The sequence below is a fragment of the Porphyrobacter sp. AAP82 genome (genome assembly GCF_000331285.1).
Taxonomy (GTDB): Bacteria; Pseudomonadota; Alphaproteobacteria; order Sphingomonadales; family Sphingomonadaceae; genus Erythrobacter.
Genome location: NZ_ANFX01000008.1, coordinates 165733 through 184712 on the forward strand (window position 1 = coordinate 165733; position 18980 = coordinate 184712).

An 18980-nucleotide genomic window follows, 5' to 3' on the forward strand; every position below is an offset into this window, starting at 1 on the left:
GTTTCGTTCATGTCGCCGATCACGCTGATCCTGATTGCCTTGGGCCTCGGCCTGCTCGGCTGGCTGGCGGGCCGCGCGAAGGCGTGGAGCTTCCAGTCGAGCGATCCTGCGCTGCGCCCTGCCTCGCGCCCGATCTACCACGCCTGGTACGTCGCGCTGTGGGTGGTGCTGCCGGTGCTCGCCTTTGTCGCCGCCTGGTCGGTGATCGCCCCCAACCTCGTCATGCAAACCGTGCTCGCCACGCCCGAGGCACAGGGCCTCACCGGCCTCGGCTTCGAGCGCGAGGCCTTCCTCGGCGAAGCGCGGGCGGCCGCCCTCGGTCATGCGCCGGGCGTCTTCAATGACGAGGCCGAGCCGCTGATCGCGCCCTTCCGCGAGGCGTTTGCCTATTACAACACCATCGGCATCATCGTGACCGTGCTGATCGCGATCGCCGGCGGCGCCCTCGCCTTCCTGCGGCTCGCCCCGCAATTCGGCGCGCGCACCCGGGTCGAGCGGACGGTGCTGATGATCCTGCTGCTCGCCTCGCTGGTCGCGATTCTCACCACGCTCGGCATCTTTGCCAGCCTGGTGTTCGAGACCGTGCGCTTCTTCGGCATGGTCTCGCCGATCGATTTCCTGCTAGGCACCAAGTGGGGGCCGGACACGATGGGTTCGCCCGACGCGGTCGATGCCTCGCGCTATGGCGCGGTGCCGCTGTTCTGGGGGACGATCTTCATCGGCGCGATCATCGCCATGGTGGTCGCGATCCCGCTCGGCCTGATGAGCGCGATCTATCTCACCCAGTATGCCGACCCGCGGGTGCGCACCTGGATCAAGCCGCTGCTCGAACTGCTCGCCGGGGTGCCCACGGTGGTCTATGGCTATTTCGCCGCGCTGACCCTCGCGCCGATGATCCGCGATGCTGCCGTGGCGCTCGGCGCGGCCAATGCCTCGACCGAGAGCGCGCTCGCCGCGGGGATCGTGATGGGGGTGATGATCATCCCCTTCGTGTCCTCGATGGCCGACGATTCAATGGCCGCCGTCCCCGGTGCGATGCGTGACGGGAGCCTGGCGATGGGTGCGACCAAGTCCGAAACCATCCAGCGCGTGCTGTTCCCCGCCGCCCTGCCCGGCATCGTGGCCGGCGGGATGCTCGCCGTCAGCCGCGCGATCGGCGAGACGATGATTGTGGTGATGGCCGCCTCGCAGGCCGCCAATCTCACCGCCAACCCGCTGGAGCCGATCTCGACCGTCACCGTCCAGATCGTCAACCTCCTGACCGGCGAACAGAGCACCGACCACCCAGCCACGCTCAGCGCCTATGCGCTGGGCTTCGTGCTGTTCATGGTGACGCTCGCGTTGAATTTCATCGCCCTGCGCGTCGTCAAGCGTTTCCGGGAGGCCTACGAATGAGCAGCATCCCTGTGGGCAGCGCCGCAGCCCCGGCCCCCACGGCCCAGCCCGTCGGTCCGACCCGCACCGCCGCCTTCGAGGCACGCCTCGCCAAGCGCTACCGCGCCGAGCGCAATTTCCGCCTGCTCGGCCTTGGCGCTGTCGCCTTCTCGGTTGCGGTGCTGGTGTTCCTGCTCGGCAACATGCTGGTGAACGGCATCGCCGGCTTCCAGCGCCCCGAACTGGCGGTGACGATCAATTTCCCCGAAAGCGGTATCTCCGGCGATGCCACCTCGCTGACCGCGCCAACCGCCGCCCAGACGCTCGAGATGCAGGGCCTGCCGCGGATCGTGACGAGCTATGCCGAACAGCAGCTGGGGACCGAAGCCGCCAAGCAAATCGCTCCCGACGCCTGGCGCGATGTGGTCGCCGCGCTGGCCGAGGATCCCGCGCTGATCGGGCACAGCGAGGTCTTCCACCTGCCCACCACCTCTGCGCTCGGCTCGGCGCTCCGGGGCGAAGGCACGCCCGCGATGCAGGCGTTGGCGAACAGGCTCGCCGCCGACGGCAAGCTCGCGCGCAACTGGGACTGGGGCTTTCTCTCCCGCTCGGACGCGACCACGCCGCAATCGGTCGGCATCTGGGGCGCGCTCAAGGGTTCGATGCTGACCATGCTGGTGACGCTGGTGCTGGCCTTCCCGATCGGGGTGCTCTCGGCACTCTATCTCGAGGAATATGCACCGCGCGGCCGCTGGACCGACATCATCGAGGTCTCGATCAGCAACCTTGCCGCGGTGCCTTCGATCATCTTCGGCCTGCTCGGCCTTTCGCTGTTCCTCGCCGCCTTCCCGGGCCTGCGTTCGGCGCCGCTGATCGGCGGCATGACGCTGGCCCTGATGACCATGCCGGTGATCGTCATCTCCGGGCGCAACGCGATCAAGGCGGTGCCCCCTTCGATCCGCGACGGCGCACTCGCGATCGGCGCATCGCCCGTGCAGGTGGTGTTCCACCACGTCCTGCCGCTCGCGCTCCCCGGCATGCTGACCGGCACGATCATCGGCATGGCCCGCGCGCTGGGCGAGACCGCGCCGCTGCTGCTGATCGGCATGCGCATCTTCGTTGCCACCCCGCCCGAAGGCTTCACCTCGCCCGCCACGGTGCTGCCGATGCAGATCTTCCTGTGGTCCGACGAGATCGACCGCGGCTTTGTCGAGCGCACCAGCGCGGCCATCATCGTGCTGTTGGTGTTCCTGCTCGCCATGAACGGCCTTGCCATCTACCTCCGCAACAAGTTCGAGAAACGCTGGTGACTGTGATCCATCCCAACATGGCTGACGAAGGCGCCAAGATCCGCGCGCGCGACGTCTGTGTCTTCTACGGCGAAAAGCGCGCGATCGATAATGTGTCGCTCGACATCTCGCCCGATTACGTGACCGCCTTCATCGGCCCCTCGGGCTGCGGCAAGTCGACCTTCCTGCGGTGTTTCAACCGCATGAACGACACCATCGGCGCCGCCAAGGTGACCGGCCTCATCGAGCTCGATGGCGAGGACATCCACGGATCGGGCATGGATGTCGTGCAGCTGCGCGCGCGGGTGGGCATGGTGTTCCAGAAGCCCAACCCCTTCCCCAAGTCGATCTACGAGAACATCGCCTACGGCCCCAAGATCCACGGGCTCGCCGAAAAGAAGGCCGATCTCGACGTGATCGTCGAACGCTCGCTGACCCGCGCGGGTCTGTGGGACGAGGTCAAGGACCGGCTCGATGATTCGGGCACGGCACTTTCGGGCGGGCAGCAGCAGCGCCTGTGCATCGCGCGCGCGATCGCGGTGGACCCCGAGGTGATCCTGATGGACGAGCCGGCCTCCGCATTGGACCCCATCGCCACCGCCAAGATCGAGGAACTGATCGACGAGCTCTCGGGCCGTTACGCGATCGTCATCGTCACCCATTCGATGCAGCAGGCCGCACGTGTCAGCCAACGCACCGCATTCTTCCACCTCGGCAAAATGGTCGAGTATGGTCCCACCTCCGAGATCTTCACCAATCCCATCGAGGAGCGGACGAAGGACTATATCACAGGGCGTTACGGCTGATGGCTGAACACACCGTCAAGGCATTCGACGAAGACATCACTCGCCTGCGCGGGCTGATTGCCGAGATGGGCGGCCTCGCCGAGGTCGCCATCGCGGAGAGCCTTGACGCGCTGGTGCGCGGGGACGAGGTGCTGGCCGATCAGGTGGTGGCCCGCGACAAGCGGATCGACGCGCTGGAAACCGAGGTCGACAAGCTCGCCGTCCGCATCATCGCCCTGCGTGCGCCGATGGCCGATGATCTGCGCGAAGTGATCGCCGCGCTCAAGATCGGCGGCGTGCTCGAACGCATCGGCGACTACTCCAAGAACATCGCCAAGCGCACCGGCATGATCGAGGGCCGCGCCCGGTTCGAACCGCTCACCCTGCTGCCCACGATGGGCGAACTCGCCGGCGAGATGGTCCACGACGTGCTCACCGCCTATGCCGCGCGCGACCCGGACCTCGCGCGCGAGGTGATCGCCACCGATGCCAAGGTCGATGGCTTCTACAATTCAATCTTCCGCAACCTGGTCAGTTACATGGTCGAGAACCCTTCGACCATTTCGAGCGCTGCGCAGCTGCTGTTCGTCGCCCGCAACATCGAACGGATCGGCGACCATGCGACCAACGTCGCCGAAATGGTCCACTTTGCCGCGACCGGCGTCTATCCCCCCGAGGGTGACCGCTGAGGCGCTATCGGCGCTGTAACGCTCCTGTTGAAAACTTGCCATGTGCGTTTTCATCAAAATGTAGCGGAAGTGAAACATAGGGGCGGCGAAGCGACCTCGTGGGGGAGGCGCAAGGAGGCAAGAGCCGCATGTCCGGTGCCAAACTTCTGCTGGTCGAAGACGATCCGGCGCTGTCCGAACTGCTCGAATACCGCTTCCAGAACGAAGGCTATGCCGTGCGCTGCACCGGCGATGGTGACGAGGCGCTGGTGCTCGCTTCCGAGGAAGTGCCCGATCTCATCATCCTCGACTGGATGATCGAGGGCACCAGCGGCATCGAGGTCTGCCGCCGGCTGCGCCGCGACAAGGACACCGCCCACGTCCCCATCATCATGCTCACCGCGCGCGAAGCCGAGGATGACCGCGTGCGCGGGCTCGAGACCGGGGCGGATGACTACCTTACCAAGCCCTTTTCCCCGCGCGAGCTGCTCGCCCGCGTTGCCGCGGTGATGCGCCGCATCCGCCCGGCGCTGGCCGGCGAGACGATCGAGGTCGGCGACCTCAGGCTCGATCCGGTTGCTCACAAGGTCCAGCGCCGCGGCCGCGCGCTGCAATTGGGGCCGACGGAATACCGCCTGCTCAAGTTCTTCATGGAGAGCCCGGGCCGCGTGTTCAGCCGCGGCCAGCTTTTGGACGGCGTGTGGGGCACGGGCTCGGATATCGAGCTGCGCACGGTCGACGTCCATATCCGGCGGCTGCGCAAAGCGATCACCGTCGATGCCGCCAAGGACCCGATTCGCACCGTGCGTTCAGCCGGTTACGCGCTCGAGGCGGTCTGAGGCCTTACCGGCACACGCCCGCCCAGCGATCGTCCTGATCGAGGTGGAAGTGGTCCGCGTGGGCCGCGTTGTAATCGGGCGAGAGCACGGTAGCAAAGCTCGTGCAGGCCCCTTTGCGCACGCTGCGCAGGAAGCGGGCCCTGGGGCCATCGCCGTTCCAGTCCTCGAGCACGCTGATCCGCCGGCCGTCTTCGAGCACGAAAGCGGCGATGTCGATCGCGTTGGCGGTGGCGTGCTCGCTCCACGGGCCGCGGCGGCCGCCATACATCCGGCGGCAGGAATAGGCGCCAAGGTGCTCGATTCGCGCGATTTCGCTGCCCATGATCCGGCGCGCTGCCGGGGCGACACTGTCGCGCCTCCAGATCTCCAGCGCGGCGGCGACGGGGCAGGTCACCGGCGGCGTGTCGGGCGCGAGCGGATAGTTGCCGAGCCTTGTGCGGTCGTGCCGCGCGCAGGGTCCCTCGCCGATCGGGGCGAGCGCGGTGAAGGCGATCTTGCTGCGTTCGAGCACCGCGCGGCATTCGGCAGCGTCACCTTTCAGCCGGGCGAGCTTGGCGCGAGTCGCCCAACCCGGCGGATCGTTGAGGTTCAGCGGCGCCCAGGGGTTGTGCTCGGGATGGCGAAGGAGCCACTGCCACCCGGCAAGGGCCAGCGCAAAGGGCACCAGTGCGGCAATCGCCAGACGGGCGGCGCGGTGGTGGCGATTGGCTGTCGTGCGGGGCATTGGCGGCGATCCTAGTGGAAATCCCGCGACTTGGGCAGAATTCTGTGATCGCGCGGGTGCCCGGTCACGTTGGGCTGGGGGGCGAGTTCATCGATCATGTCGCGCGGGCGGGGCCCGCGTTCGGGCATCGGCCTGTTGACCTCGTCCGCGCGGGCGAGCGGTGCATCGAGCAGATCGTCGGACAGCGCGTGGAGCCGCATCGTCGCATCGCTCATGTGGGCGGCGATCACATGGATCACCTCGTCGTCATACTCGACGCGGCCCCGCACCTCCATCAGCCGCGCGCCCATCACCACCTTGCGCTGCTTCTCCTTCAAGTCGGGCCAGACGACGAGATTGATCACCCCGGTCTCGTCCTCGAGGGTGATGAAGGTCACACCCTTGGCGCTGCCCGGGCGCTGGCGGATCAGCACGACGCCCGCAACCTGGACCATGCTGCGGAACTTGCGGGCCCGCAGATCGGCCGCGCGCACAAAGCCGCGCGCGGCAAGATCGGCGCGCAGGAAGGCCATGGGATGCGCCTTCAGGCTGAGGCGGGTGGTCTGGTAATCGGCCACCACTTCCTCGGACAGCGGCATGGCGGGCAGGCGGATCGCGGCGCGCTCGGCCCCCTCCTCGCGCGCACCCATGGCGCGGAACAGCGGCAGATCGGGCGCGGCGACGAGGCTCCTTGCATCCCACAGCGCCTGCCTGCGGGTGAGGCCCAATGACGTGAAGGCATCGGCGCTGGCGAGCCGCTCGATATGCGCCGGCGACAGCCCGCCCCGCGCGCGCAGATCGGCGATGTCGCGGAAAGCCCCCCCGCTCTCGCGCGCCGAGACCAGCGCGGCGGCGACGTGTTCGGGAAGGCCGTCGATCTGCCTGAGGCCAAGACGCAGCGCGAAGGGCTCGCCCTCGCCTTCCAAAGTGCAGTCCCATGCGGAGTGGTTCACATCGACCGGCAGCACCGCCACCCCGTGCCCCTGCGCATCGCGCACGATCTGCGCAGGCGCATAGAAGCCCATCGGCTGCGAATTGAGCAGCGCGGCTGCAAAGGCCGCCGGGTAGTGGCACTTGAGCCAGCTCGAGACATAGACCAGCTGCGCGAAGCTCGCCGCGTGGCTCTCGGGAAAGCCGTATTCGCCGAAGCCCCTGATCTGGTTGAAGCATCTCTGCGCGAAGTCGCGATCATAGCCGCGCGCGACCATGCGCTCGACCATCATGTCCTGGAGCTCGTCGACCATGCCCCGGCTGCGGAAAGTCGCCATCGCCTTCCTCAGCCGGTTGGCCTCGAGGCTGGAGAATTTCGCCGCGTCCAATGCGATCTTCATCGCCTGTTCCTGGAAGATCGGCACGCCCAAGGTGCGCCCGAGGATGCTGGTGAGCTCGTCCGGGGGGCCGTGCTCGGGCGCGGGCGCGGGGATGCGGACGGGCTCGGCACCCCGGCGGCGCTTGAGGTAGGGGTGCACCATGTCGCCCTGAATCGGCCCGGGGCGCACAATCGCGACCTGGATGACGAGATCGTAGAACTCGCGCGGGCGCAGGCGCGGCAGCATGTTCATCTGCGCGCGGCTCTCGACCTGGAACACGCCCAGCGAATCGCCCTTCCTCAGCATCGCGTAGGTCTCGTGGTCCTCGCGCGGGACGGTGGCCAGCGTCAGTGCGCGGTCGTGGTGCGCGCCCAGCAGATCGAGGCATTTGCGGATGCAGGTCAGCATCCCCAGTGCCAGCACATCGACCTTGAGGATGCCCAAGGCATCGATATCGTCCTTGTCCCACTCGATGAAGGAGCGTTCGGGCATCGCGCCGTTGCCGATCGGCACGGTCTCGCTGAGCGCGCCTTCGGTGAGGATGAAGCCGCCGACATGCTGACCCAGATGGCGGGGCATGCCGATCATCTGTTCGGTGAGCTTGAGCACGCGCCGCAGGTGCGGATCGGTGATGTCGAGGCCGGTTTCCGCCGCGTGCTTCTCGCTGATCTCGCGCCCCCACCCGCCCCACACGGTGCGCGCGAGCGCGCTGGTGACGTCCTCGGACAGGCCCATGGCCTTGCCCACCTCGCGGATCGCCATGCGCGGGCGGTAGTGGATCACGGTGGCGCACAGGCCGGCACGGTGGCGGCCATATTTGCGGTAGATGTACTGGATCACCTCCTCGCGCCGCTCGTGCTCGAAATCGACGTCGATATCGGGCGGTTCCTTGCGCTCCTCGGAGATGAAGCGGTCGAACAGGAGCTGGTGCTTGGCGGGGTCCACCGAGGTGATGCCGAGGACGTAGCAGACCGCCGAGTTCGCCGCCGAGCCGCGCCCCTGGCACAGGATCGGCGGCTCCTGGCTGCGCGCGAAATCGACGATGTCCTTGATGGTGAGGAAGTAGCGGGCAAGATCGAGCTTGGCGATCAGCGCGAGTTCGCGTCCGAGCGTCCGGCGCACATGGTCGGGCAGGCCGGAAGGATAGCGCCGCCCTGCCCCGGCCCACACCTCGCTTTCCAGAAAGGCCTGCGGGGTCTGGCCGTCGGGATGAATCTCCTCGGGGTATTCATAGCGCAATTCATCGAGGCTGAAATTGCACCGGTCCGCCACCTCGCGCGTGGCCGCGATCGCATGGGGCCAGCGGGCGAAGAGGCGCTGCATCTGTTCGGGCGATTTCAGATGCCGCTCGGCATTGGGATGGAGCAGGTGCCCGGCCGCCGCCACGGTGGTCTTGTGCCGGATCGCGGTCATCACGTCCTGCAGCGCGCGGCGTTCGGGGGCGTGGTAGTGGACATCGTTGGTGGCGAGCAGGCCGAGGCCGTTCGCGCGGGCAAGGGCGTCCAATCGCTCGATCCGGGCGATATCGTCGCCGCGGTAGAGGTGGCTTGCGGCGAGGTGCCTGAGCGCGGGGAGTTGGCGGACGAGATGGGGGAGGAGGTCGGTAAAGGGGGCGGTGAAGGGAGTGGGGCCGAAGGGGCTGGCGCTGATACTCCCCTCCCGCTTGCGGGAGGGGGTGATCGGAGGCGCGTGACTCCGATCACGGGTGGGCCCGTCCCCAAGCTCGCTGCGCTCGTGCCCAGCCCTAACCCCTCCCGCAAGCGGGAGGGGAATCACGTTGCTCGGCACTGCGATGGTCAGCCGTGCCTCCAGATCATCGGGCGGGAGCAGGATCAGCTGCACGCCCTCGGCATGGCCCGCCAGCATGGCGAGGTCGATCTCGCACACCCCCTTGTCCTGCCATTCGCCGGTGAGCGTCTGCATCCGCCCCGCGCTGATCAACCGGCACAGGCGTCCATAGGCGGCGCGGGTTTCGGGGTAGGCGAGGAAGGCGAGGCCACAGGTCGTCTCGATCCGGCAGCCGATCACGGGCCTGAGCTTCAGCGTCTTCGCCTCGGTGTGGATGCGCACCACCCCGGCCATCGAATTGACGTCGGCAATCCCCAGCGCGTCATAGCCCAGCGCGTGCGCCGCCAGCACCAGATCGACCGCATCGGACGCGCCGCGCAGGAAGCTGAAACAGCTGACGAGGCCGAGTTCCACAAAGGGCGCGCGCGGCGGGGGCACGATGCCATCGGGATCGACCTGCAAGGTGCGCTTGTCGGGGGTGAGCGGGCCCTCCGGCATCTCAGCCCGTCAGCGCCGCGAGCCGTGCCTGCACGGCCGCAAGGTCGGCTGAAAACAGCGCCGCCTGCTCCGCGCGTGCCGCCCCGTCGAGGCGCAGCAAATAGGACGGGTGAACCGTCACCCACAGCTCCGCCCCGTCATCGAGCCGGATCGCCCGCCCGCGCTCGCGCGTGACGCTGACGGTGCGGCCGAGAAGCCCGCGCGCCGCGCTCGCCCCCAGCGCCAGCACGATCCGGGGCCGGACCAGCGACCGCTCGGCCTCGAGCCACCAGCGGCAGGTGTCGATCTCCTTCGCGCCCGGCGACTGGTGGAGGCGGTGCTTGCCCTTCCACGTGAACTTGAAGTGCTTGACCGCATTGGTGACGTAGGCCGCCTCGCGCTCGATCCCGGCACGGGCGAGGTGATCGTCGAGCAGCTGCCCGGCAGGTCCCACGAAGGGCCGTCCGGCCTGATCCTCCTCATCGCCGGGCTGCTCGCCGATGATCATCAGGGGAGCGCCAGGCAGCCCCTCCCCCGCCACGGCGCGGGTGCCGCAGTCGGCGATTCCGCAATCGCGGCAGGCCCCGGCCCCTTGCGCGACCTCGGCGAGGCTGGCGGGCCGCGCCCGCTCGGCCCGCGCGCCCGCGGTCACCATCGCCGTCTCGCGCGCCTGCGCCCCGGCGATGAGCTGCGGGATCAGCTCGGCCTCGGGCAGGTTCTTCCAGTATTTCTTGGGCATCTCCGAAAGCATCGCACCGACCTTCAATCGCGCCGGATTGAAGATCGAGGCGTAGTAGGAACGCCACAGCGCCTCGACCGGATCGCCCTGCGGCGCATCCTCGCGCCGCGCCGGTGGCCCCTCGCGCATGGTCTCGCCGTCCCAGTGGATGCTCCCGCGCGGGGTCAGGATCGACCAGCGCATGTTGGCGAAGCGGCGTATGAAGAAGCCCGCTTCGGCGCGAAGGATGTGGTGATCGGGCTCGAACCAGGCGACGAAGTGGGGGGTGCCATCTTCCTCGATGACCTCGCGGAAGCGGACGAAGGCATGCATCTTGTGGGCGTCGCGCCGCACCGCTTTGGCGAGCTCTTCGCAGCGGCGGACTTCGGGGTCGGCCGTGTCCTCCATCAGGCGGGGGTTGCTCTGAAGCCGCCACAGCAGACGGTAGAGCAGGCCGAAGCGCGTGCGCTCGGAATGGAGCGCAGCGCTGCGGGCGACCGTCAGAAACCGCTGGCTGGCGCGCACGGGACGCGGATCGGCGGGCGGCGGGGGAAGGCGCTTCTCGCCGCGTGCCAAAGAACCTTGGTGCCCTTCGGAGGCGAACAGATCGCCCGTCCCGCCCGGCTCGATCCACGAGACGCGGTCGGGCGGCACATCGCCCTGGACGAGGCCCCGCGCCCGCTCACACCAGAAGGCGAAATCATCCGGAGCCGGCAGGTGGACGGCGTAGTGCGCGCCGAGGCTGACATGCTGCATCGCGGTCATTTTGCCCCCCTCCCGCCCGCGGGAGGGGTTGGGGGTGGGTGCGCGAAGCGCTGGGCCGGGAGGCCCACCCCGCTGCGACTAGCGAGCAAGCTCGCAAGTCTCGCTGCCCCTCCCGCAAGCGGGAGGGATGATGAGAGCGCCCGCACCATCAGAACAGCTCCAGCTGCTCGGACTTCGTCACCAGCAGCCCGCGCAGATCGGCGCGGTCGGTGAGGAAGGTCGGGCGCCAGTCCACCGTGCAGATGAAGGGCCGCACCTTGGCGACCGACGCCGTCAGCCGCGCCACATCGTCAAGCCGCAATGTCCGGTGCCGCCGCGAGGCGAGGATGCGCGCCACCGCCTTGGTGCCCAGCCCCGGGACCCGCAGCAGCATCTCCCGGGGCGCGCGGTTGACGTCGACCGGGAAGCTTGCGCGGAACTTCAATGCCCAGGCGAGCTTGGGGTCGATATCGAGCGGCAGGTTGCCATCCGCCCCGGCTGCGTCCGCCACGTCCTGCGGGGCAAAGCCGTAGAAACGCATCAGCCAGTCCGACTGGTAGAGCCGGTGCTCGCGCAGCAAGGGCGGGCGTTTCAAGGGCAGCACGGCAGAGGCATCGGGGATCGGCGAGAAGGCGCTGTAATAGACCCGCCTGAGGCCAAAATCGCCATAGAGCCGGCTCGCCTTGCCGATGATCGCGCTGTCCGAGGCTCCGTCCGCGCCGACGATCATCTGGGTCGATTGGCCCGCCGGTGCAAAGCGCGGGGCGTGGCGGAAGCGCTTGCGCTCGTCCCTGGCCTCGACGATCCGCGCCTTGGTCCGCGCAATCGCGCCCTCGATCTGCCCGGCATTCTTGTCGGGCGCGAGGCGGGTCAGCCCGGCGGTGGTGGGCAGTTCGACATTGATCGAGACCCGGTCGGCATAGAGCCCGGCCTGATGGATGATCTCAGGCTCGGCCTCGGGGATGGTCTTCAAGTGGATATAGCCGCGAAAGTCATGCTCCTCGCGCAGGATGCGCGCGACCTCGACCAGCTGCTCCATCGTGTGATTGGCGTTTCTGACGATCCCCGAGGACAGGAACAGCCCCTCGATATAGTTGCGGCGGTAGAAATTGAGCGTGAGGTCGACCACTTCCTGCGGGGTGAAGCGCGCGCGCGGGGTGTTCGCGCTCTTGCGGTTGATGCAGTAGTGGCAATCGAAGATGCAGTGGTTGGTCAGCAGGATCTTGAGCAGCGAAATGCAGCGGCCATCGGGTGCATAGGCGTGGCAGATCCCCATCCCCTCGGTCGATCCCACACCCTTGCCGCCCAGCGAATTCTTCTTCGCCGTGCCGGAGGACGCGCAGGAGGCATCATATTTCGCCGCATCGGCGAGGATTTCGAGACGCTGGCGTAAGGATTGCTGGGCCATGGGAACGCGGGAACACCTTTCGAGCGTTCCTTATATGTTCCTATGCCTCGCCTGCCAAATGCAAAGCTTGCAAGCAGTGCGTGCCTTGCGATCAGTGGACGGATCAGTAGATCCGGCGCAGCACCGGCGGGCTGTTTTGCAGGGCGCCGCCTTCGCACAGATAGTCGATCACCGCAGGGTGCATCGCGCCCTCGAAGGCGACCCCGGCAATCCCCCCTTCGACCCAGGCGATCACCCCGAGCGGGGCGTTGATGCCGCCCACCTTCATCGTCACCCGGTCGCCCACCTCGGCAAAACCGGGCTTTGCGCGGATCTTGCAGCCGCCTTCGGACAGGTCGACCAGATCGACGAACACCACCCGCGAGCGCACACGGCTCTTGACCGTCAGGCTCATCGGCCGACGCTCCGAAGCACGAGGGATCGAATTCAGGCTCATGGTGCCGGCATCGCATAAATGGGTAAAGGAATGCTGAGTGATGCGGCGCGAAAGTCAGGCATAAAGGCCTTGCAGGAACCAGTCGGGCACCCCGCCGCGCCCGTCTCCGGCAAGGCCTGCGCGGTAGATCCAGTAGCGCCGCCCGGCCGCATCCTCGATCCGGTAATAGTCGCGCAGCCGCGTGGTGGAGCGTTCGCGCCACCATTCGGGGGCGATGCGTTCGGGCCCCTCGACCCGCGCCACCTCGCGCACTTGCCCACGCCAGCGGAAGCGCTGGGGGACGCCGTCGGGCGCGGCATGGAGCACCGCGATCGGCTCCGGCCGGTCGAGCAGCTTGAGCGGGCGGGCGTGAAAGGCGAGCGGATGCTGGCTGGCGGGCACGGGTTCGAGCGGCGGCTGCCAGCTCTGTGCGCGTTCGGGGATGTGGCTCGCCCGGGCGACCGGGCGGGTGACAGCGCGGGGCCCGAGCCGCACGCCGAGCCGGTCGATGCAGGCGGCAAGCGCGGTGCCGTGGTCTTCGGCTGCGGCATCGAGATCGGCCTGGGCAAGGTGCAGCGGCTCGCTCCAGCTGGCGCGCAGCTGCACCATCTCGATCCCGAACCCGGCGTCGATATCGTCGAGTCGCGCCGCGAAGAGCCGGGTGATGTGCGCAGCCTCGCGGGTCGCGGCGGCAAGCTCGATGCGGCGCTGGAGGACCTCGCCGTCGACCCGCCACAGCGCCAGTTCGAGCCGCCGCGCGCCATGCCCGCGCGCCTCGAGCACGCGCACCATGTCGGCGGCAAGATCGGCAAGCACGGTGTCGAGCGGGGTGCGGTGGCGCAGCGGCTCCATCAACCGGCGCTGCACCAGCGGCATGGCTCGCGCGATCACCGGCAGCAGCGGTTCGGGCACCTTGCCCAGCAGCTGGTCCAAGCGCAGCAGCGGATTGGCGGCGGGCGAGTGGCGGTTGCGGAACCGGCGCCGCAGCGCGTCGCGTGCGGCGGCCTCGCGGTCCGCGTCATCCTCCCCCGCCCCGCCGACGCCTGCAAGCTCGCCCATGCGCTTGATCCCGAGGCGGCGCAGCGCGGTGAGCACGTCATCGTCAAGCCGCAGCGCCGCGACCGGCAGATCGGCGAGCAGGCGCAGCATATCCTCCCCGGCACGGGGAGGGGGACCGCGGCCCGCAGGGTCGGGGTGGAGGGGCGAGCGGCGCTGCCCCGATAGACCAGCTTTCGGATCGCGGTCGCTCGCCCCTCCACCACCTTCGGTGGTCCCTCTCCCCTGAAGGGGAGGAATGATCGCGCCGCCCCGCCCGTAATGCGACAGTGCCCAGGCCGCCCCCGCAGTGGGCGCGAGCGCAGGCCGGGCGGTAAGGCCGGCCCGGGCGAAGGCGGCGGCGACGTCCGCCAGCAGGCGCTCCTCACCGCCGAACAGATGGGCCGTGCCGGTGACATCGACCAGCAGGCTGTCGGGCGGATCGAGCGCGCTCCACGGCCCCCAGCGCTGCGCCCACACGGCGAGCTTCTCCAGCGCGGCAAGATCACCGGCCGGATCGGCGGGAACGGCGGCAAGATCGGGGCACAGCGCGCGCGCGTCGGCCAGCAGCATGCCGGCGCGCGCGCCCGCTGCAAGGCCGGCATCATTGGCGGCGGTGATGCGGGGGCCGTGCGCGGTCTCGAGGATCAGCGCGGTGGGGGCCCTATCGGCCTCAGGCGTGGACGCGCGCCGCCAGCGATCGACCGACAGTCGGACGAGCCAGATGGACAAGATCCGGCGCGGCCCCGGACTCCATTGGCTGTGCGAGATCGGGATCGCCGGCAAGGCGCAGGGTTCCGGCGTCATCGCAGAGGCTCCATTGACCAGGCGCGTGGCTGCGCGCGCGGAACAGTTCTGCCTGCCAGGTGGCAGGCCCGGGGGCGGCCGCGTCCCAGCGGCCCGGCGCGGAAGGGGCGGCGCGCGCGCTCCAGCGCATCCGGGCCGAGGAGAGATCGGGCGCGGCATCGAGGCGCACCAGCCACAGCCTGACCCCGTGGCGCTCGGCCGCCAGGCTGAGCCGGCGCGAGGCGGTGAAGGAGAGCGCGCGCGGATTGCCCGCGATCTCGCCGATCACGCAAGCAAGATCGCGGCACTTGAGGCCTTCCTCGAGCGCGAAAAGAGCATCCTCGGGCGTGGCGGCGGCAACGTGAATCAGGCGATGGGCGAGGTCTTGCGGCAGGCCCGCAAGGCATGGCCGCCCGCCCTGCCGGATCGTCGCGCGGTCCTGCACCCACATGACCTGGCGGGTGTCTTCCCCCTCCCCCGAAACCGCCGCCAGAGCGTCGCGCGCCAGTGCCAGCGCCAGCCCCGCCCCGCTCGCCTCCCCCGCAGGCGCGAAGATTTCCGAATGGAACGGCTGCGCATTGAGGCCCGGCCGCCAGCGCGGTTCAGGCTGGCCGCACGACAGGACGCGGGCGGGCGAGGGTTTGGAGAACATGGAGGAACGACTCATATGTTCACTTTATGTTCCATAATCGCTCCGCTGGCAATACATGAGGGCGCGGGAAGCGATGTGCCTCCCGCGCCCTCCGACGCCTTTCCCGCAGGTCAACGGTCAGTCGACCACCGGCCCCGGAAACTCGCCCATATCGGGCGCATCATCCTGCGGATCGCCGTGCTGGAGGTTCGAGTTGTGGATGCCGTAGATGAAATACAGCGCCACCCCGCCCACCATGTACCAGGCGAAGAAGGTCAGCACATTGAGCGGCACGGTGTAGATCAGGTAGGCGCAGGACAGGATCCCCAGCACCGGCACGACCGGATAGAGCGGCACCTTGAAGCCGCGCGGCAGCTCGGGCGCGACACGGCGCAGGTAGATCACCGAAAGGCACACGATCGCAAAGGCCGCCAGCGTTCCGACCGAGGTCATGTCGCCCAGCACGTTGATGTCGAAGAAGCCCGCCGCCACGGCGGTGACAAGGCCGACCACGAGCGTATTGAGCGCCGGCGTCTGGAAGCGCTTGTTGACCCGGCTGAACACCTTGGGCAGCAGCCCGTCGCGCGCCATGGTGTAGAAGATGCGCGTCTGCGCATACATCAGCACCAGCACCACGGACGTGAGGCCGATGATCGCGCCGATCTTGATGATCTTGGCAAGCCAGCCCCAGGCCGGGCCGAAATTGTCGACCACCACCGCGACCGGATCGGGCACGTTCAGGGTGTTGTAAGGCACCAGCAGCGTCATGATCGCGGCAACCAGCATGTAGATCACGGTGCACACCACAAGGCTGCCGATGATTCCGAAGGGCATGTCCTTGGCCGGATCCTTGGCTTCCTGCCCGGCGGTCGAGACCGCCTCGAAGCCGATATAGGCGAAGAACACGATCGAGGCGGCGCGCATGATCCCGTCGACCCCGAAGGCGCCCTCGCCCTTGTTGGCGGCGGCATCATAGGGCGGGATGAACGGCACCCAGTTCTGGGCCATCAGTTCGGGCAGGTTGGCAAGCACGATCGCACCGCCGACGAGGATGAAGGCGGCCAGCACGCTCACCTTGATCGCGACGATCACGTTGTTGACCTTGGCGCTCTCCGACACGCCCACCACCAGCAGCCCGGCCAGCGCCATGCAGATCAGGAAGGCGGGGAGGTTGAACAGCGTCGTCACCGTCTGGCCGTCGACCAGCACCGGCGCGCCGTCGCGCATCAGGGTGTAGCCCGCAGGGCCCGTCAATTGCGGCGGGATCTGCAACCCGAAATCGGCAAGCAGGCTCACGACATAGCCGCCCCAGCCCACCGCCACCACCGAGGCGGCCAGCCCGTATTCGAGCAGCAGCAGCGCGCCCATGATCCACGCGATGAATTCGCCCAGCGTGGTATAGCCATAGGTGTAGGCCGAGCCCGACACCGGCAGGGTCGAGCTGAGTTCGGCATAGCACAGGCCCGCAAAGGCGCACACGATCCCGGCGACAACGAAGCTCAGCAGCACCGCCGGCCCTGCATGGAGCGCCGCCGCACTGCCGGTGCGCACGAAAATGCCCGCCCCGATGATGCAGCCCACGCCCAGCAGCAGCAGGTTCCACTTGCCGAGCGAGCGCTTCAGCTCGCTCGCCTGGGTCTCGCGCTGGACCTGCGCGATCGATTTGCGCGCGAACATGCGCTGGATGACGGAACGGTTCGGTTGGCTGGCCATTAGCAGTTCCCCCTGCACGCCAGCGCAGCGCGCGGCATTACCCGATCAAGAAACATCTGGAATTGCACTCCCACTGATCGCGAGGCCAATTTCCCCCGCGCGATCGTCACGGCGTCATGCTAGCGCAACATCCACACAAGACAAGCGACAATCGCCGCTCTTTCCCCCGGGGCGCGCAGACGCTAGACCGCCGCCCATGTCCACAACCTTCCAGCTCGACACGAGCACGAGCCGCGCCAACCCCACACCCGCCCCGATGCGGCGCCTGACCGTGCCCGCGATCCGCGCGCGCAAGACCGATGGGGTGACCGGCGAACCGCTGGTCATGCTCACCGCCTACACCGCCCGCCAGGCCCAGCTGCTGGATAGCCATTGCGACCTCCTTCTGGTGGGCGATTCCCTCGGCCAGGTGATCTACGGCCTGCCCTCGACCGTGCCGGTCACGCTCGAGATGATGGCGAACCACGGCGCGGCGGTGGTGCGCGGATCGTATCATTCGGTGGTGGTCATCGACATGCCTTTCGGCTCCTACGAGGCCTCGCCAAGCCAAGCGTTCCAAAGCGCCGCCTTCCTGATGAAGCAGACCGGAGCGGCGGCGGTGAAGCTCGAAGGCGGGGCGGCGATGGCGCCGACAGTCGCCTTCCTCAACAGCCGCGGCATTCCGGTGATGGGGCACGTGGGCCTCACCCCGCAGGCGGTCAACGTGCTCGGCGGCTACGGCGCGCGGGGCCGCTCGGATGCCGAGGCCGAGAAGATCGTCTCCGACGCCAGGGCATTGGACGAGGCCGGGGCCTTCGCCATTGTCATCGAGGGCGTGGTCGAAACCATCGCCATCGCCGCCACCAAGGCGGTGGCCTGCCCCACCATCGGCATCGGCGCCTCGGCGCAGTGCGACGGGCAGGTGCTGGTCACCGAGGACATGCTCGGCATGTTCGAACGCGTGCCGCGCTTCGTGAAGCGCTACGAGGATATCGCCGGGGTGATTGACCGCACCGTGGCGAAATATGCCGAGGAAGTGCGCGCCCGCAGCTTCCCCACGGCAGACCAGACCTACCAGCCCAAGGCATAGACCCCCGTTTTCGAGGCTTCGAAGTTCACGAAGTTCACACCGTGAATTTCGCTTTCCTACAGGTATTTCTCTTTATTCCCAATATCTTCGCGCTGAAAAGCGAAGTTCACACATGGCGCGCGATTTGCGCGTTTTCGCGTCCGCTCAACAGGCTGGCCGACAATGTGAAAGAACAGGGGCGATCCTATACTGCCACGGCCGTGTAGGAAACCGCCCTAGCGCACCCCGCCGCGCGCGAGGCGCATCGCCAAGGGTGCCGCCAGCACCAGCTGGGCAAGGTGATAAAGCAGCAGCGGCGCGATCACGAAGCCCGCGCTCGCGGGCGGGAACAGGATCGCTGCCAGCGGCGCGCCGACCGCGACGCTCTTTTGCGAGCCGGCGAACAGGAACGCGATCCGGTCCCCGCGCGGCAGGCCCAGCAGGCCGCCCGTCCCCCATGCCGCCGCCAGCGCTGCCGCCAGCATCGCCAGCACCAGCACCACCAGCGCCGCCCAGTCGAAGCCCGAAAGCATCGTCCCCAGCCCCTGTTCGACCGCGCCCGAGAACGCGACATAGACCGCAATCCCGATCACCGAGCGGTCAAGCCAGGCAGCGGTGGCCTTGTGCGCGATCAGCCTGTCGATGAAGCGGTCCTGCACCGCCTGTCCGATGGCGAAGGGCAGAACCAGGATCAGGCCGATGCGGATGATCGCCTCGCCGCCGATATCGGCAGCCCCCACCCCTCCGGCCAGCGCGAAGAGCGGCGCGCTGATCGCGACGCCCGCGATGTTGATGAGGGCCGCGCCCACCACCGCCAGCGCGACATTGCCCTCGGCAAGGCTGGTGTAGGAGGTAGCCGATTGCACCGTCGAAGGCAGGCAGCCCAGAAACACGAAGCCCAGCGCCACCAGCGGCGGCAGCACCGCGCCCGCGAGCATCGCGAAGCCCGATCCGAGCAGCGCCATCGCGCCGAACACGAAGATCATCAGCGGCCCGAAATAGCGCCAGTTGGCGAAACCCCGCGCGATCTCGCTGCGGCGGATGCGCATGCCGTTGACCAGGAACAGCACGAAGATGCCGAGATTGGAAGCCAGGGTGGCGCTGCTGCGCGCATCGCCCGCCGCAGGCAGCACCAGCGCGAGCGCGGTCGCGATCACCAGCACGGCGATCATCGGGTCTCTGAGGAAGGGGAGGTGTTGCAGGATGCGGGGCATGGACTCCCCGCGTCCCTGCCCTGTGCGGCAGCGCT

15 protein-coding genes are annotated in these 18980 nt (G+C 68.2%); 6 read left to right on the forward strand and 9 right to left on the reverse strand.

Annotated features, from left to right (window positions below; genetic code table 11):
• The first annotated feature begins 9 nt into the window (after window positions 1-9).
• The 5 genes from pstC (at window position 10) to phoB (ending at window position 4955) form a co-directional block, all read left to right on the forward strand.
• Entirely contained in the window at window positions 10-1395 is a 1386-nt protein-coding gene (gene pstC, locus D620_RS0101690; RefSeq protein WP_017664050.1) for a phosphate ABC transporter permease subunit PstC, read from the forward strand.
• Entirely contained in the window at window positions 1392-2684 is a 1293-nt protein-coding gene (gene pstA, locus D620_RS0101695) for a phosphate ABC transporter permease PstA (RefSeq protein ID WP_017664051.1), read from the forward strand. The genes pstC and pstA overlap by 4 nt, the downstream gene beginning before the upstream one ends.
• Before the next feature lie 17 nt (window positions 2685-2701).
• Entirely contained in the window at window positions 2702-3469 is a 768-nt protein-coding gene (pstB, locus tag D620_RS0101700) for a phosphate ABC transporter ATP-binding protein PstB (protein WP_033375895.1), read from the forward strand.
• Window positions 3469-4137 carry a phosphate signaling complex protein PhoU gene (gene phoU, locus D620_RS0101705; RefSeq protein WP_017664053.1) on the forward strand — a complete coding sequence of 223 codons (669 nt, stop codon included), beginning with the start codon at window positions 3469-3471 and terminating at the stop codon, window positions 4135-4137. Before pstB ends, phoU begins: the two co-directional genes overlap by 1 nt.
• A gap of 128 nt (window positions 4138-4265) precedes the next feature.
• The gene (gene phoB, locus D620_RS0101710) at window positions 4266-4955 is read left to right on the forward strand and encodes a phosphate regulon transcriptional regulator PhoB (protein WP_017664054.1); all 690 of its coding nucleotides are present in this window, start codon (window positions 4266-4268) and stop codon (window positions 4953-4955) included.
• A gap of 4 nt (window positions 4956-4959) precedes the next feature.
• On the opposite strand, the gene D620_RS14435 is transcribed toward phoB, so the two are convergent.
• The 8 genes from D620_RS14435 to D620_RS0101750 form a co-directional block, all read right to left on the reverse strand.
• A complete protein-coding gene (locus D620_RS14435; RefSeq protein WP_017664055.1) occupies window positions 4960-5679 on the reverse strand; it encodes an extensin family protein in 720 nt (239 codons plus the stop codon).
• Window positions 5680-5690: 11 nt separating this feature from the next.
• Window positions 5691-9254 (reverse strand): error-prone DNA polymerase, encoded by a 3564-nt coding sequence (locus D620_RS0101720; RefSeq protein ID WP_017664056.1) that lies wholly within the window; start codon window positions 9252-9254, stop codon window positions 5691-5693.
• A gap of 1 nt (window position 9255) precedes the next feature.
• Complete coding sequence (locus D620_RS0101725) at window positions 9256-10716, reverse strand: UdgX family uracil-DNA binding protein (protein ID WP_017664057.1); 1461 nt, start codon at window positions 10714-10716, stop codon at window positions 9256-9258.
• 148 nt (window positions 10717-10864) lie between these two features.
• Window positions 10865-12103, reverse strand: coding sequence for a putative DNA modification/repair radical SAM protein (locus tag D620_RS0101730; protein WP_017664058.1), 1239 nt, complete (start codon window positions 12101-12103; stop codon window positions 10865-10867).
• A gap of 103 nt (window positions 12104-12206) precedes the next feature.
• Window positions 12207-12539: a PilZ domain-containing protein gene (locus D620_RS0101735; protein WP_081596494.1), complete on the reverse strand. Its 333-nt coding sequence runs from the start codon at window positions 12537-12539 to the stop codon at window positions 12207-12209.
• Between the two features lie 54 nt (window positions 12540-12593).
• Complete coding sequence (locus tag D620_RS0101740; protein WP_017664060.1) at window positions 12594-14285, reverse strand: DUF6504 family protein; 1692 nt, start codon at window positions 14283-14285, stop codon at window positions 12594-12596.
• Window positions 14227-14991, reverse strand: coding sequence for a hypothetical protein (locus tag D620_RS16720; RefSeq protein ID WP_017664061.1), 765 nt, complete (start codon window positions 14989-14991; stop codon window positions 14227-14229). Before D620_RS16720 ends, D620_RS0101740 begins: the two co-directional genes overlap by 59 nt.
• Window positions 14992-15108: 117 nt before the next feature.
• On the reverse strand, window positions 15109-16683 hold the full coding sequence (locus D620_RS0101750; RefSeq protein WP_017664062.1) for an amino acid permease: 1575 nt from the start codon (window positions 16681-16683) through the stop codon (window positions 15109-15111).
• A 196-nt stretch (window positions 16684-16879) separates the two neighbouring features.
• Between D620_RS0101750 and panB the strand changes: the two genes are divergently transcribed.
• Window positions 16880-17752, forward strand: a complete 873-nt coding sequence (panB, locus tag D620_RS0101755; RefSeq protein WP_017664063.1) for a 3-methyl-2-oxobutanoate hydroxymethyltransferase — start codon at window positions 16880-16882, stop codon at window positions 17750-17752.
• A 215-nt stretch (window positions 17753-17967) separates the two neighbouring features.
• Here panB and D620_RS0101760 read toward each other — a convergent pair whose 3' ends face one another.
• A complete protein-coding gene (locus D620_RS0101760; protein ID WP_017664064.1) occupies window positions 17968-18945 on the reverse strand; it encodes a bile acid:sodium symporter family protein in 978 nt (325 codons plus the stop codon).
• Window positions 18946-18980 lie beyond the last annotated feature (35 nt).

Excerpts from the sequence above, each read along its gene's own strand:
- pstC (WP_017664050.1), top strand. The coding sequence starts at position 10 with ATGTCGCCGATCACGCTGATCCTGATTGCCTTGGGCCTCGGCCTGCTC.
- pstA (WP_017664051.1), top strand. The coding sequence starts at position 1,392 with ATGAGCAGCATCCCTGTGGGCAGCGCCGCAGCCCCGGCCCCCACGGCC.
- pstB (WP_033375895.1), top strand. The coding sequence starts at position 2,702 with ATGGCTGACGAAGGCGCCAAGATCCGCGCGCGCGACGTCTGTGTCTTC.
- phoU (WP_017664053.1), top strand. The coding sequence starts at position 3,469 with ATGGCTGAACACACCGTCAAGGCATTCGACGAAGACATCACTCGCCTG.
- phoB (WP_017664054.1), top strand. The coding sequence starts at position 4,266 with ATGTCCGGTGCCAAACTTCTGCTGGTCGAAGACGATCCGGCGCTGTCC.
- D620_RS14435 (WP_017664055.1), bottom strand. The coding sequence starts at position 5,679 with ATGCCCCGCACGACAGCCAATCGCCACCACCGCGCCGCCCGTCTGGCG.
- D620_RS0101720 (WP_017664056.1), bottom strand. The coding sequence starts at position 9,254 with ATGCCGGAGGGCCCGCTCACCCCCGACAAGCGCACCTTGCAGGTCGAT.
- D620_RS0101725 (WP_017664057.1), bottom strand. The coding sequence starts at position 10,716 with ATGACCGCGATGCAGCATGTCAGCCTCGGCGCGCACTACGCCGTCCAC.
- D620_RS0101730 (WP_017664058.1), bottom strand. The coding sequence starts at position 12,103 with ATGGCCCAGCAATCCTTACGCCAGCGTCTCGAAATCCTCGCCGATGCG.
- D620_RS0101735 (WP_081596494.1), bottom strand. The coding sequence starts at position 12,539 with ATGAGCCTGAATTCGATCCCTCGTGCTTCGGAGCGTCGGCCGATGAGC.
- D620_RS16720 (WP_017664061.1), bottom strand. The coding sequence starts at position 14,991 with ATGTTCTCCAAACCCTCGCCCGCCCGCGTCCTGTCGTGCGGCCAGCCT.
- D620_RS0101750 (WP_017664062.1), bottom strand. The coding sequence starts at position 16,683 with ATGGCCAGCCAACCGAACCGTTCCGTCATCCAGCGCATGTTCGCGCGC.
- panB (WP_017664063.1), top strand. The coding sequence starts at position 16,880 with ATGTCCACAACCTTCCAGCTCGACACGAGCACGAGCCGCGCCAACCCC.
- D620_RS0101760 (WP_017664064.1), bottom strand. The coding sequence starts at position 18,945 with ATGCCCCGCATCCTGCAACACCTCCCCTTCCTCAGAGACCCGATGATC.